Origin of the sequence: Senimuribacter intestinalis, assembly GCF_943192965.1 — a bacterium.
Classification (GTDB): Bacteria; Bacillota; Clostridia; order Peptostreptococcales; family Anaerovoracaceae; genus Senimuribacter; species Senimuribacter intestinalis.
On sequence record NZ_CALPCF010000002.1, the window covers coordinates 82,898 to 98,636 of the forward strand.

Annotated in this window: 6 protein-coding genes and 1 riboswitch; of the genes, 5 read left to right on the top strand and 1 reads right to left on the bottom strand. The window is 46.2% G+C overall.

The window, feature by feature from the left end:
- Positions 1-128 precede the first annotated feature (128 nt).
- The 3 genes from NFR88_RS02425 to NFR88_RS02435 all read left to right on the top strand — a co-directional run bounded on the left by NFR88_RS02425 (position 129) and on the right by NFR88_RS02435 (position 3,071).
- The gene (locus tag NFR88_RS02425; RefSeq protein ID WP_251613303.1) at positions 129-1,778 is read left to right on the top strand and encodes a glutamine--tRNA ligase/YqeY domain fusion protein; all 1,650 of its coding nucleotides are present in this window, start codon (positions 129-131) and stop codon (positions 1,776-1,778) included.
- A gap of 13 nt (positions 1,779-1,791) precedes the next feature.
- Positions 1,792-2,124: a cupin domain-containing protein gene (locus NFR88_RS02430; protein ID WP_251613306.1), complete on the top strand. Its 333-nt coding sequence runs from the start codon at positions 1,792-1,794 to the stop codon at positions 2,122-2,124.
- A gap of 149 nt (positions 2,125-2,273) precedes the next feature.
- Positions 2,274-3,071: a PDDEXK family nuclease gene (locus NFR88_RS02435; protein WP_251613309.1), complete on the top strand. Its 798-nt coding sequence runs from the start codon at positions 2,274-2,276 to the stop codon at positions 3,069-3,071.
- A gap of 345 nt (positions 3,072-3,416) precedes the next feature.
- Here the strand turns inward: NFR88_RS02435 and NFR88_RS02440 are convergent, their stop codons facing one another.
- Positions 3,417-4,823, bottom strand: a complete 1,407-nt coding sequence (locus NFR88_RS02440; protein ID WP_251613312.1) for a basic amino acid/polyamine antiporter — start codon at positions 4,821-4,823, stop codon at positions 3,417-3,419.
- A gap of 138 nt (positions 4,824-4,961) precedes the next feature.
- On the opposite strand from NFR88_RS02440, the gene NFR88_RS02445 reads away from it, so the two are divergent.
- Both NFR88_RS02445 and NFR88_RS02450 read left to right on the top strand, forming a co-directional pair.
- Positions 4,962-5,669: a prepilin peptidase gene (locus NFR88_RS02445; RefSeq protein ID WP_251613315.1), complete on the top strand. Its 708-nt coding sequence runs from the start codon at positions 4,962-4,964 to the stop codon at positions 5,667-5,669.
- A gap of 77 nt (positions 5,670-5,746) precedes the next feature.
- Positions 5,747-5,937, top strand: a riboswitch (cobalamin riboswitch).
- Positions 5,938-6,086: 149 nt separating this feature from the next.
- A complete protein-coding gene (locus NFR88_RS02450; protein WP_251613316.1) occupies positions 6,087-15,737 on the top strand; it encodes a GLUG motif-containing protein in 9,651 nt (3,216 codons plus the stop codon).
- Positions 15,738-15,739 lie beyond the last annotated feature (2 nt).

A 15,739-nucleotide genomic window follows, 5' to 3' on the forward strand; every position in this document is an offset into this window, starting at 1 on the left:
ACAAACATGTTCGTAACTTTTATTTTAGCAGAGACGGAAAGTGCTGTAAAGGTGAAAAATTTGTTTTGAATTGGGATATAATTATGGTATACTAAGTCTATTGATAACAATATTTGGAGGAAACAACTATGACAGAACCTGTTTCAACGAATTTTATTCATAGCATTATTGATAAGGATTTGGAATCGCAGAAGAACGGCGACAAGGTATATACCCGTTTTCCACCGGAACCTAACGGCTACCTGCACATCGGGCATGCTAAGGCGATTTGCATCAATTTCGGAACCGCTGAGAAGTACGGCGGTATGTGCAACCTGCGCTATGACGATACCAATCCGGTCAAGGAAGATGTAGAATATGTCAGTGCAATCGAAGAGGATATTCACTGGCTAGGCTTTAAGTGGGATAAGCTCCTTTGGGCATCCAACTACTTTGACAAGATGTACGAGGCAGCAGTCGAGCTAATCAAAAAGGGCAAGGCTTATGTCTGCAGCCTGAATGCTGAGCAGATTAAGGAATACCGCGGCACTCTGAAAGAGCCGGGCAAGGAGAGTCCGTGCAGAAACCAGAGCGTGGAAGAAAACCTGCGTCTCTTTGAGGAGATGAAAGCGGGTAAGTTTGCAGACGGCGAGCGCGTGCTTCGCGCGAAGATTGATATGGCATCGCCTAATATCAATATGAGAGACCCTGTTATTTACAGAATCGCCCACAGCCCGCTGCATCACAACACGGGAGATAAATGGTGCATTTATCCAATGTACGATTTTGCGCATCCGATTGAGGATGCCATCGAGGGTATTACGCATTCCCTGTGTTCTTTGGAATTTGAGGATCATAGGCCACTTTACGAGTGGGTGCTGAAGGAGGTCGGCTGGTGGGAAAACTTGCCGCAGCAGATTGAATTTGCAAGACTGAACATTACCAATACCGTGATGAGCAAGCGCTACCTGCGCAGCTTTGTAGAGGATGGCGTGGTAGACGGCTGGGATGATCCGAGAATGCCGACTTTGGCAGGGATGCGCAGAAGAGGCTATACGCCGGAATCCATTCGCGATTTCTGCGAGAGAGTAGGCGTTGCAAAATCCAACAGCACAGTGGACATTTCCCTGCTGGAACATTGCATTCGTGAGGACCTAAAGACCAAAGTACAGAGCAGAAATGTGATCGAAAATCCGATTAAAGTCGTAATCACCAATTATCCGGAAGATAAGACCGAGATGATTGAACTTGAAAATAACAAAGAAGTGCCGGAGATGGGTGTGCGTGAAATTCCGTTTTCCAGAGAACTTTATGTGGATGGAGCAGACTTTATGGAGGTTCCGGCAAAGAAGTATTTCAGACTGTTCCCGGGTAACGAAGTTCGCTTTAAGGGCGCATACTTCATCAAGTGTGAAGAGGTCGTCAAGAACGAAGACGGTTCCATCAAGGAACTGCGCTGTACCTATGATCCGGAAACAAGAAGCGGCAGCGGATTTGAAGGTCGCAAGGTTAAGGGAACCATTCACTTTGTAGACGCGAAGACTGCAGTTAAGGTAAAGATTCGCAACTACAGTTACCTGATGGTGCCGGATGAAAATGGCGAGAATGTTCTCAATCCTGATTCTATTGAGGAAACCTGGGGCTACGCTGAGCCTTCTTTGGCGGAGGCGGCGCCGGGCGAACGGTTCCAATTCTTCCGTCACGGCTATTATGTAGCAGATAGCAAACTGACGACAGATACTGAAAAAGTCTTCAATCGGATCGTCGATCTGAAGAGTTCCTGGAAGCCTGCAAAATAAGGAGAAACAGAAAATGAGCGGCAAGATGAAAAATATCGAAAAATCCAAAGTCCTGGCGCTGGCTGAAGAAATTGAGTATCAGCAGGGACAGGTAGTCAGTAAGACACTGATACAAAACGATGCGGTGAGCTTGACGCTCTTCGCCTTTGAGAAGGACGAGGAAATCAGCACCCATGAGTCCGGGGGCGACGCCATGGTAACGGTGCTTGACGGAACCGGACGGATTACCATAGATGGAGAAGTCTTTGTCGTGGAATGTGGGCAGACCATCGTGATACCTGCAAAAACGCCCCATGCAGTATATGGGCAGGAACGCTTTAAAATGCTGCTGACTGTAGTATTTTAGAGTTTAGAGAAGGCTGAAACCCCTTTGCGCCTAAAACCCGCAAGGGGGTTTTCTATCGAGGCTGAAATGGTTTTTATTTACATTTATGGAAATAAAATCTTGCGCTTGGAAGGGGATTGTGGTATCATGGTAGAAAAGGAGGTGTGATTATGGGAGCATTCTTAGATTTGGTAGAAGAAGAACTGAAAGGGCAGCGAAGACTGCTTTATCAAAGCGAGCGGGCGCGTGCACGTGCGCCGGAAGGCTATTTGAAAAGCAGACCGCGGAAGAATGGCGTGGCGTTTTACGCGTGCAGGAATGAAAATGGAAGAAGTCGTGCAGAAAATATCACAGATGATTTTAAACGAATAGAACGGCTTGCGAAGAAAAAACTGAATGAAGAAATATTTCGTACTACAGAGAAAAATATTGCAGCGCTGGAGGCACTGCAGAAAGCCTATAGAGAAAATCAATTAGCGGACCTAATTGGGAGATTTCCTCAAACTTATAGGGACGCATTTAAGTATGTAGGAATGAAGAGGGTAACAACAGAGGAAAACCAGCCGGTTCAGTTGAATTTTGATGAAAAATATCATATCCATGAAACCGCTTGTGGGCTATACGTTCGATCAAAATCGGAGGTGATTATTGTGAATACTCTTGTTAAATATGGAATTCCCTTTTTCTATGAAAGGAGATTTCCTTACAAAAATAACAGAGGTTATTATTTTGAACCGGACTTCACCATTGAACTTCCTGATGGAAGATTTATTATTTGGGAACATTTAGGACTTTTAAAGGACGAGGAATATAGCATTCGCACTGGTGAAAAGCTAATGCTGTATCAGAAGTATGGTTTTTTAATCGGGCGAAACCTGATTTTGACGCAGGATGATGAAAAGGGAAACTGCAGCAGTAAATATATCGATGAAATTGTAAGGACGCAACTGCTGCCTTACTTCAGATAGAGTTTTGGTTTTTGCAGATTTGACACTTTTGGTAAAGCTTTGATATGGGTGTGTCATTTTTTAGAATCTGGTTTTTGGGGAAGTGACACAATGCAATGAATTAGCTGGAGATAGTGTCATAATTTTAAGGTTGAAGTGCATAGTTACCGGGAAAAACTCAGAAATGAGAGATTTTGGTTGTGGTATAATACTGAAGGAAATACATTTCGTATAGGAGAAATCTCTCTATTCAATTGAAAAGTGACACAATGGTAATAGAATTAAAATAAAAGTGCCATTTTATCGATTACACGATTTTTAAAAATGACACTTTAAGTTAAGTTTTGAACGAAAGTGTCATTTCGCCTAAAACCACACCAAGGAATACACAAATCCCGCCATGATGATGACAAAGATACCGACATCCAGCGCACTTTCAAAGAATTTCTTGTGAGATTCGCGGCGAGCCCAGAAGTAAAATAAGGCACCAGGTGCAAACATCAGGGCTGAGATGATGATATTGCTGATGCCTGTGGCGTACAGCATCCAGAAACCGTAGATGACACCGAGGGCGGAAATGAGCCAGTCTTTGAAACCGGGAGCCCTGTGACCGGTGCGGCTGTCTTCAAAGCAGGTTTTCAGGCAGTACAGGGCGGATAGCACAAATGGAATCATAATGGCGCTGGTTGCCAGGGTGTACAGCGCCTGATAGGTAGAAGACTGGAAATAAATGATAATCAGCAGCACCTGGATGATGGCTGCTGTGAGAAGCAGTGCGCCGCTGGGCGCATGGCGCCGGTTTTCCTTCCGGAGAAAAGCAGGAAAGCAGCCCTGCAGGGCTGGCGCATAGGCGCTGTCGGCGGTAACAATCGTATAAGAAAACATGGCACCGGCGATGGAAATAATTACACCGATGTTGATAAGGGTTGCGCCGAAAGGTCCGACAACATAGGAAAGAAGTCCAGCCATAGCGGGGTCGCCCAGAGCAGCAAGTTCGCTTCTTGGCATAATACCCATGCTGAGAATAGAAATCAGTACATAGAGAATCAGCAGTGACAGGAAGGAAAGAGTAGTGGCTTTCCCAGAGACTGCAGTCGATTTTGCACGGGCGGAAATGACGACCGCTCCCTCAATTCCGGTAAAAATCCAAACTGTAGTGTAGGTGGTTTCCAGCACCTGTTTGCCCAGGGAATAGCCGGTATCCTCACCCATAAAATTGTCCAGAAAAATATCCAGATCAAAAGCACCGAGAAAAATAACAAATAGAATAAATGCAAAAATGGGGATGATTTTGGCGATGACGATAATCGTGTTAATAGTAACCGCTTCCTGCACGCCGCCCATCACAAGAAAAGTGAAGCCCCAAATCACAATAGATGCGCAGACGATGGAAGCCAGATTGTTGCCGCCGGCAAACAGGGGCATGAACTGACCTAGCGCAGCGAAGAGCAGAGTCGCAAAAGATACCTGTGATAAAATCGCGCTAATCCAATAGCCCCAGGCGGAGTTAAATCCGATGTAAGCGCCGAACCCCTCTTTTGCATAGGCGAAAATACCGCTTTTCAGAGAGGGTCTTACGATACTGAGCCTGTTGAAGCACATGGCAAGGCTGTACATGCCGATACCGGCGATGGTCCAACCAATAAGTACAGAAAGAGTGCCTGCGCCGTTTCTTGCCATATCGCTGAACATGTTGAAAACGCCGCTTGCCAGCGTTGTACCGATGGCAAAAAAAGTTAGTTTAAAAAGTCCAAGACCTTGTTTGTCCTGCATGATAAATTCCTCGCAATCAAATAAAGTTACTGATACTATGTGCAGAAGGCGAATCGCTTATACGTAGAAAGACGCAGAAACTTGTTTTGCGAGATGCAATTTTGTGGTAAGATACCAAGTGAGAAAGAGAGAAAAAATATGACTGATACATTAATCATAATTATAAAATGTCTTGCGGCGATTCTGGTCGGCGTTTTCGCAGGAAACGGCGCAGTATATTTCTTTAACAAAATGCCGGCGCAGTGGCTTTGCGACTATGACGAGGAGCCATCCGATGCACTGAAAGATCCATATACACAGCGCATCAAAAGTTACCCATGGAAATTTATCCTTACCATGCTGTTTGTTGTCATTGATATTAAATTGGTAATAGACGATTGGCAGTTTGCGGTGGCGGCAGTTTGCAGTCTTTGGCTGCTTTTGGAAATTGCTGTGGCTGATGCTAAGTATCGGATTGTACCAGATCAGATGGTACTGCTTCTTGCGGTAACCGCCATGGGATTTATTGCCTTTCATGATGGATGGAAAGACTGTTTGTACGGAGGGCTTGCCGGATTTGGTATTATGGGTGCCACTGCACTACTTGGCAAGCTGGCGTATCGCAGAGATACTCTTGGCGGTGGAGATATCAAGCTTTTTGCGGCGCTGGGTTTGATTGCCGGGCTTCGGGGAATACTGCTGATATTTGTGATGACTACACTCTTTAGTGCTGGGCATCTAATCTGGCTTCTTGTGAGAAAGAAAATCCGGCGTACTGATACTGTTGCGATGGCGCCGTATATTGCACTGGCGGCAGCAATCCATTTGATTTTTTTGTGGGATTACATGCCGGTACTGCTCCTATAAAAGAGCCTTGACAATCTTCTCTGATAAGGGTAGAATATATTACAATTGAATAAAATGTCAGAATAATTTCGTGTTCTTTCCAAGACCTAAGTGTTTGTACTTCGTCTTGAGAAAGCTAAGATGGAAGCAGGTGAGAGTCCTGCGCGGTCCCGCCACTGTGAGACGTGAGTTCTGCCTATAATGCCACTGGAGCCAATATGGCTTTTGGGAAGGAAGACAGAACGGTTTAGCGTTGAGCCAGGAGACATGCACGAGAGGACAACTTGTAGATGTCGGAGGAACATTTAGAAGTATTTTTTGTACAGGAATACGGACTGTGAGAAAGTGGAGAATGCTTTTTTACAGTCTTTTTATTTTGTATAGATCACCGGTAAGGTGTTTAGATAAATGATGAATTGAAGAAAGAGAGGAAAGGACATGAGAAGAAAAACAGGGAACCGTTTTCTGGTAGTGTTTCTAATCGTGACGATGCTGATCAGTATGGCGCCGGCAGGCGTTTTTGCTGCAGATATACCAGAAGCACAGACTGTATCAGAGATAACAGGATCGGGTACAGAAGCAGATCCTTATTTAATTTCTGACGGGCAGCAGTTGTCATCGCTGGGTGGAACCACACTGACCGGCTGTTATCGTCTTACGGCGAATATCGATATGGAGGGTATCGATATGAAGCCGATTAACAGCTTGAGAAGCGGAACCTTTGACGGAGGCGGATTTGCGATTAAAAATCTCAGCATTACGTCTTCGGGAAATACCGGACTGTTTGCAGAACTGGGAAGCGGCGCAGAGGTTACCGGAGTAATGCTGGAGAATTGCAGTATTACCAATGCAGTATCCAGCGGCTCCGGCTATGGCGTTGGCGCACTGGCAGGAAAAATAAGCGGCGCTGCGAGTATCAGTAATTGCGGTGTTTTAAATGGAACTATTGTGTGTACCACCAGTCAGGCGGTTAATATGGGCGGTTTAGTTGGCTATATCGGAGATAATTGCACCATAGAAAGCTCCTTTGCAAAGGCAGAACTGACAGCGGGCAGCTACGCATACAGTTCTTCCTATCTGGGCGGACTTGTGGGAAATATCAGCGGCTACTGCAGCTGGACTGTGGCAGATTGTTATGCGGATGTTTCCATCGACACAAAAAACGGGTCAGGCGCGGGACTTATTGGACAGATTGGTAATTCGTACAGCGCATATACTCGTACTATAAAAAATTCTTATGCAGCAGCGGACATGGTAGGAAAAGATGCGTATCTTTATGGATTTGCCTATGTTGGATCTTCTTCTTGTGCTGTAGATATTGAAAACTGTTACTATGACAGTACGAAGTATACAGGAGATCAAGCAACAAATCTGAGATCGGCAGTTATTGAGGGAAAATCTACAGAAGAAATGGAGAGTCTTGCAGGACAACTGGGCGGCAGCTTTCAGAACCAGACAGGAAGCTATCCGATTCTGAAATGGCAGGATCCCAATGCTACTTACAGTATCACTCTGCAGTTAGTGCCGGAAAATGCTAAACTCATCTTTGACGGTGAAGAACAGCAAGAAAACGAAGACGGCGTGTACACCTTCTCATCTCTTCCATCAGGAAGTTCCCATTCTTACTGTGTGTCTCAGAGAGATGACATTACAGATTACGGCGACAGGGAAGGCACTATCGTCATAGGCAAAAAAGACATCAATCAGAAGATTACGCTGGAACAAAATGTTTATGATATGTCCTTCAGTCTGGTTCCGGAGGAAGCAGACCTTCTGGTAAAGGATGCTGATGGAGAAGCTCTGACGCCAAAGGATGCACAGAAGCACATTTACGAAGTAGTAAACGGTACGTATACCTATGCAGTGAGCTCCTTTGGCTATGCTGCGAAGGAAGGCGAAGTCACAATTGACAGGGCTGCAAAGGAGACGGAAATTGCGTTAAAAGCAAACCCTATATACACAGTTACTTTTAATTATGGCGATGAGCTCTACGGACAGGAAATTGAAAATGGCAAATTGACCGTAACAGCAGGTGATAGGTCAATAGAGCCGGAAACCGATGGCTTGACTTATAAATTGCCTGTTGGATACGACTACAGCTATAATTTTAGAAGCAGTAATTATGCGAAAGTGACAGGCGAAATCAGTCTAGCGGAAGAAACAGCTGACGGTACAAAAACTATCACCATTCCGCTGACCGCAAAGACTGCCTGGGGTGGCAGCGATGATGTGGAAGAGCCTAATAAAAATGCAGACGGCTTCTATGAAATTGCAAGCGGAGCAAATCTGGCATGGCTGGCACAGGAAGTCAACGGCGTTTATAACAGCAGAATGCAGGTCATTCTGACAAAGGACATCGATTTAGGAGAAGAACAGTGGACGCCGATTGGAAGTTCCAGCAGCAGAACGTTCAAGGGTGTCTTTGACGGCAACGGACATACGATTTCCGGACTCTTTATTGATTCTGAAAGCAGTTATCAGGGGCTATTCGGATATGTCAGTGAAGCAGAGATAAAAAATTTGACCATTAGCGGAAGTGTAAAAGGCGGAGACTATACAGCAGGCTTGGCAGCGCAGACAGGGGCTAATACTGTAATAGAAAATTGTCTGAGCAGTGTTAATGTAAGCGGTAAAGGGCATGTCGGCGGTTTAGTCAGCTATGTCGGCGGACGCATGCTGACAATGACGGGCTGCGCACATCTAGGAACTGTCAGCGGCAATGGCTTTAATGTTGGAGGTCTGGTTGGCAGAATCTATTATGCAACAACGATCACAGATTGTTACCATAGAGGTGATGTGATTAATACAGTAGGTCAGACGGGCGGTTTAGTTGGATTGATCGACGACTACAGCGCATCGGTGACCAACTGCTATACTATAGGAAACGTGATTTCAACAGGCTCCAATACGCACCCTGCAGTGGGAAAGAAAAATTCTGGAGCGGTTAGCAATCTGTATTATCTGGATATTGTCGGAAGTGACACCAATGCAGAAGCAAAGACCGATGCGGAATTAAAATCAGGTGATTTTGTGGCGCTCTTGGGATCAGGGTTCCTAAAAGATATGGAACCACAGATTAACGATGGATATCCGATTTTAAGCTGGCAGGATACCACGCCAAGATACCAGGTAGTGTTATCGGTGGAGCCTAAGGACGCACAGCTGATTTTAAAAGATGCTGAAGGAGAAACCGTTGCAGCAGCAGATGAAAAGGACGGAACTTACACTTATTCCCTGACAGAAGGAGATTACAAATATACGGCAGAAGCCTTCGGAAAAACTACTGAAACTGGAACCATTCACGTGACGGCGGAAGCTGGTGAAACCGGCATTTCAGAGAATATCATTCTGCAGGATGCACTGCGCTATCGTGTAACCTTTATGGGAATCCCTGACGGTGTGACAGCGGTTATCACGGTGATGAACGGCGAAAATATCATGGCAGCAGAAGAAGATGGAAGCTACCTTTTGCCGGAAGGAACCTATACATATACCGTAAAGGCAAAAGGCTATGCAACCGTCAAAGGAACCATATCCATCAAAGACAGCGATACTGCTGTACCTGTCTTTATGGTGATTTCCACTGCCTGGGACGGGGAGTCAATGGATGAACCGGTGCAGAAGGATGGCGTATATCAGATTTCTACCGGAGAAGAACTGGCGTGGTTTGCAGCACAGGTCAATAACGGAACCGGCAAGAATTATGATGCGGTTTTGACCGATGATATCAATCTGGGTGAAAATCTTTGGCAGCCTATTGGCACGACAGGCTGTAACTATGCAGGCACTTTTGATGGTGCAGAGCATAAGATTACTGGTCTGAAAGTCGAAAAAGACAGCAATTATGCGGGACTTTTCGGTTATATCAAGGGTACCAGCAGTAAACATGCGGTGATTGAAAATCTGACAATAGAAGGCGACGTCAGCAGCAGCTACGGCTTTGTGGGCGGAATCCTGGGTTATGGTGATTATGTTGATATAGTAAACTGCCATAACTATGCAAATGTTACGCTAACAGCAACTGCCTATAAATATTATGTCGGCGGTATTGTAGGTGAAGTGGAAGACGGAAGCGTGGAAAACTGCTCTAACTATGGAACCATCAGCGGCAGTCAGGCAGAAAAGATCGGTGGCATTACTGGATATAACTATTATGCAGTCGTATCTTCTTGTTATAATGCAGGCGAAGTTTCCGGAAAGCAAAATGTAGGCGGCGTCATCGGTCATGCCAATGGCAAAGTTTCCGACATCTACAACACAGGCACAGTTACCGGTACCAGCGGCAATGTGGGCGGTCTGGTCGCTTATGCAGCTGCTGACATTGAAAAAGGCTATACCGTTGGACAGGTAAATGGCGGAAACGCTGCCTTTGGTACAGTGAGCAGTTACAGTGCTTCTATAGCGGATATTTACTATCTGAATACCCTTTCTGCAGATAGCAAGGCGCAGGCAGTAAGTGCAGCGCAGCTGCAGGAATTGGCGGATACATTAAACGGTGACAGGCAGCCGGTACTTTGGAAAACTGCAGCGGGCACTAACGATGGATATCCAATCCTGGCTTGGCAGAAAGCAAGTGAACCAGAGGCTCCGATCACCCTGGAAGCGGCACAGAATGTAGCTTGGGAAGCTTTTGAGGAAAGGTACCTTAATCCTGACAGCCTGGAAGAAGGTATGATGCGTCTTCATCGGCAGGTCGTAAGATGGGATAAAGTAGCCCATGCAGAAAGCTATACTTTATCCCTTTGGAGGGAAGGCTTTGTATGGAAAAATCTATCGGAAGAGGAATTGGCAGAATTTCGGAGTGAGGCTTTAAATGCAAGACAGAAACTGATGTGCATTGATGAACAGAGGATTATTGATGCCATGACCGAAGCTGAATATGCCTTCTTTGAGCAGCTGGAAGATGCAGTACAGCAGGCAAAGGAAGCTGATGGAAAGACAGAAAGCGCTGAGAATAAACGGGCAGAATTTCTGCTGGGACTTGTGAACGATGGCAAGCATGATATCGCTCTGGGTTACTATGTGCCAGGAGTGGAGAAGATCAAGGATGTGTCAGGTGTCACTGAAGAAACGTATGATTTCAGCAAAGATATTATAGAAGCCGGTGAAGGGCGTTATTATGTAACAGTAAACCCTGTGGCAGAAGAGGATAGTAACTACGTAACACCTGAGATGATCCTTTTAGATACAGCGATGGCAGCTGATCTAAATGCAGAAAACGAAGATGCGTGCTATAACCATTTGAGACAACCGTACAATCTGAGATGGGACGGCGCTGTCGCAAAATGGTCCTCTGACAGCGAAAAAGCGGATTTCCTTTCTTTGATTTTGTATGAGGTCACAGGTACTAAAGAAAATCCGACATATACTGTGCTGACGCAGGAACTTTTGGCGCCGGATGCTGCCAGTGCCGATTTCGGCAGATATTTTACAGCTGATAAGCGATACGCTTTTGCAGTTCGTGCAGAATCGGGACAAAACGGCATGATTGCGGGCTACGCTATGAGTGCGCAGTCTGCGTACAGCCCTGAATATGTGGTTGGAAATCCGGAAATTCCGGGTGCGGATACAGATAGATCTGACTGGATTGCGATTTCTTCTGCAAAAGAGTGGATTGACCTTGCCAATGTGGAAGACAAAGCGGTAAGCCAGGAAGATAAGACCAGTCAGCAGACAATCGCTTGGGGCAAGAAATATTATCTGACAGCAGACATCGACTTCGCAGAACTTGCAGCAGCAGACCAGACAAAGACCAAGTCCATCGGTAACGTGACCAACCGGTTTATGGGAACCATGGATGGTAACGGATACAAAATCAAGGGGTTGACTTTGAGCAACAATGACGCAGGACTGTTTGCCTATATCGGTGCAACAGGGCTGGTATACGATTTAACCATCGAAAATGCCAACGTGCTGTTCTCTGACAATGCGGCAGTTGTGGCGCTGAACAACTTTGGTACCATCGCTTCCTGCGGTGTTCTCAACTGTAATATTACTGCGGATACTGGTGCGGTGCTGGGCGGTATGGTCAGCAGAAACTATGGTGTTATCAGAGACTCTTATGTGGAAGGCGGCAGCCTGACTTCCAACGCTAGTTCTGCAACCGGTCATGCCGGCTTTGTTGGTGCTAATGAAGAGGGGGCTGTCATTGAGCGGTGCTGGACTTCCATGGATGTAACCACGGGCAGCGAATATGCAGGCGGATTTTTGGGTCTGGGCTATGGCGGAACCATTCGTGACTGCTTTGCGCTGGGTAATGTTTCTGCAAGAAGCTACTCTGGCGGTTTTGTGGGAAGTTCTGTATTTGAAGGTAATATCTATGAAAATTGCTACGCTGCGGGTAAAGTGACTGTTGCAAGCGGCACCGAAGGTCATGGTTTTATCAGTCCGAGAAAGCCGGATTCGGCATTTTCGACCGATATCAGTGAAGAAGTGAAAAACTGCTACTATAGCAGTGAGTCTTTGCCGGATGATTATGCGCAGGCTAAAACAGCAGACGAGCTGCGTCAAAACGCTTTCCTGCGCCTTTTGGATCAAGGCAGAGGTATTTTTGCACAGGATAAAGAAAAGAACGACGGTATGCCGTATCTGGTTGCTGTAAAGGCACCTGAAAAGGCAAAGACGACTGAGATTACAGTAAAGATTGCGTTAGCGGTTTACGACAAGAACAGCTATACTTTCTCACAGCTGGGTGATGAAATTTCTGTTACTATGGACAGCAACGGAAATACACGAGTAGTCGATTTGATGGATGCTGCAGTGGAACAGGAAAAGCTGACCTATGCTTATAAAACGACAGAAACCTTCGGACGGTATATTCACACCATCAATGATTATGCTGTGGAATCTCCGGATGGTTGGATGTTTAGTATTAACGACAAGCTTTCCAATGTCAGCGCCTCCCTTGCTAATGTCAAGGACGGCGATAAGCTTTTGTGGTACGAAGGCACCACAGAAAATCTTTTCAAAGGACCGACCTGGGATGCTTTGACAAAGGGCGAAGCGATTGAATGGATTGATATTTCATCTGTTGAAGAACTGCAGGCTCTGGCGGCAAGCAGTGACGCAGATACGCTGTCAAAGAATTATCGTTTGACCTGTGATTTGGATTTTGCAGGTGCAGACTTCTCCGGCATTGGAAGTGGAAACACTCCGTTTACCGGCGTCTTTGACGGGCAAAATTATACTGTTTCCAATGTGAAAATAGTAGGCAGCGGAAACGGAACAGGTTTCTTCAATGTGATCTATGGTGCGACGATTAAGAATCTGCACCTTGTGAATGTGGATGTAACTGGAGAGAATCAGGTCGGCGGTCTTGTAGGTATTGCAGGTGCGCAGCTTGATAAAGAAGATGTTGCGAACAATAAGGCAAATCTGATTGGAAACTGCACGGTCAGCGGAAAAGTCAGCGCAGCTGGAAAGAATCCGGGCGGCGCAGGTGGTCTTGTAGGGCAGAACTGCAGCGAGTATGACAAAGATACGCTCTTTACTATTGCAAGTGCTATCGACAAGTGCAGTGCTGATGTTGCTGTGACAGGTCTTTACAAGGTCGGCGGTCTGGTCGGCGAAAACGGCGGTATCATTACAGAAAGTGCGGCTGTCGGTACAGTTACGGCAGAAAAAGGCGTATATACTGGCGGTTTTGTAGGAGATAACACCGGCGATATCTACAATTGCCATGCAGATGGCGATGTAACAGGTGAAAACCACACCGGCGGCTTTGCAGGATTCAGTGACGGAACCGTAAAGAACTGCTACAGTATTGGTACTGTTACTGGTACAGAATACACAGGAAGCTTTGCCGGCGCAATCAGCAAAGCAGACTTTGTCATCGGTGCAGGAAAGGTTATTGTAAATGGAACGTCGGGACAGGGTTATAATGCAGGCTTTGCAGGCGAACTAGGTGGTCAGCTTTCTGGTATGGCAAATCAGGTAACCATAAAGGATGCTTACGGAAACTGCGTAAGCGCAGATGGTGTGCTGAATATCTGCGGAAATCAGAGCAAGTTTACCGGCGAGGCAGAGAAGGAAAAACTAAGCGATATGACGCTTTCAACTATGAAAGACGTCAGTGAAAAGCTGTACGAAATGTTCGGCGTAAATCTTTCAATAAAGAATTTAGAGGATGAAGCGAAGAAATATGATAATTTATCGGTTTCTGAGTCTGTAGAAGCAGAAACTGTACTGACCCTTTTGAAAGAGGGAGAAACACCGGAAGAGGGGATTACAGCGGTCTACACTGTAGATAGTGCTTATGATAAGTATCTTGCCGGAGGTGAGAGCCTGACTTTGAGGATGAACAATGATACGGAAAAACCGATTATCATTCCGGTGGAACTGAAGCTGACTGACGAGGTAAACGGCACCTATACTAAGAAGATGACAGTAGTGCTTCCTGTCAGCGGTGAAAAGAGAGCTGCACTGATGGATGCAATCGCTGCCTCTTATGAAAAGACCAGTGATGGATGGACCGTAATGGATATGGCGGTTTATGAGACTTTAGAAGGAAAGACGGCAAAGACCGATGAAGAAACGCTGCAGAATGCACTGAACCTGCTGATTGCAGAGGCTGCCGGCGATGAGGCAACTGCTTCTGATCGAGCAAGACTGGAAATCGTGCTGCGCGCTATGGGTATTGACAGCAGCAAACTTTACGAAGTCAACAGTCTGACTCCGATTGACAACAGCAAGAAGCTGACTGCTATGGATCTTCTGCAGGGTGGCTATTACGGTGCGCCTTGGATTCTGCTTAGTGAATATCAGGGCAATGTAAAGTTGACCGATGACCAGAGGGACGCTCTGGTACAGATTTTGAAGGACAACATGCAGGACGGACTGTTCAGCTATCAGTGGAATGGCGAGACCTACCACGATGCAGACACGGCAGCAGCAGCTTTGGCGGCTCTGGCACCTTACTGTGATACAGACGCAGAGGCGAAGGCGGTCGTAGAACAGATTCTTGCGGCGCTGAAAACGGCGCAGCAGGATAACGGTTCCTTTGGCAATGCCAATGCAGACGCTATGGTGATCATCGGACTTCTGGCAGCAGGTGAAAATCCATTTGCATGGAAAGCAGCCTCTGGTGCCAGCGTCGTGGATGGCATGCTGAGCTATGTCAACGAGGAAACACTGAAGTTTACCTACGGAGGAAGTGATAATGCTCTGGCGACGGAACAGGGTTTCCGTGCACTGATTGCACTGGAAAAGTATGACGGACAGAATGCGTACAACTTCTATGACTTTGGGAATGCAGCTGTTAGTCCAGGTCATGCAACCGGTCAGGGTACTGTAGAGGTACCGCCGGCACCGGATGACAGTCACAAGGATATCACCGTGTCTGTAAGCGTTGAGAGTCATAACGGCATATGGATGGAAAAGAAAACCGTCACCGTAAAAGAAGGCAGCACCGTTTACCATGCCTTTGTAAAAGCGCTGGACGGCAGCGGAATTACGCAGGTAGGCGCTGAAAAGGGCTATGTAAAGTCTATGACTAAAGACGGCGTGACCTTGGGAGAAATGACCATGGGCGCAAATTCCGGCTGGCTCTATAAGGTCAATGGCATTTTGCCTGACAGGGGACTGACCAGTTGGGAAGTCCATGATGGTGATGAAATTCTCTGGTATTACACTGCTGATTATCAGAAGGATCCGTCAGCAGGCGGTATTATAGGCGGAGGTAACGGAGATGATACCGATATTGAAGATCCAGACACACCGCTTGACCCAGGTCCTGAAGCAGTAACAGGATTGATTTCCAAGATGAAGCTGACTGCGCGTTCTGCTAAGACCAGCAAGAAAAACGTGAAGGTTACTGTCAAGGCAGACAAGACCACAACCGAGGCGATTAAAGAGCTGAAGGAAATGGGATATACTGTAAAATACATGTACTTCCGTTCCACAAAGAAGGCAGCGGGTTACAAGAGCATGCTGACAAAGACAGGTAATACTTACACCAATACAATTGGTAAGAAAGGTCAGATGTATTATTACAAGGTTCAGATCAGGGTCTATGATAAAGACGGAAAGCTGGTTGCAAAGACAGCGCTGAAACAGTGCAAATACGCAAACAGACTTTGGACAAAGAAATAATA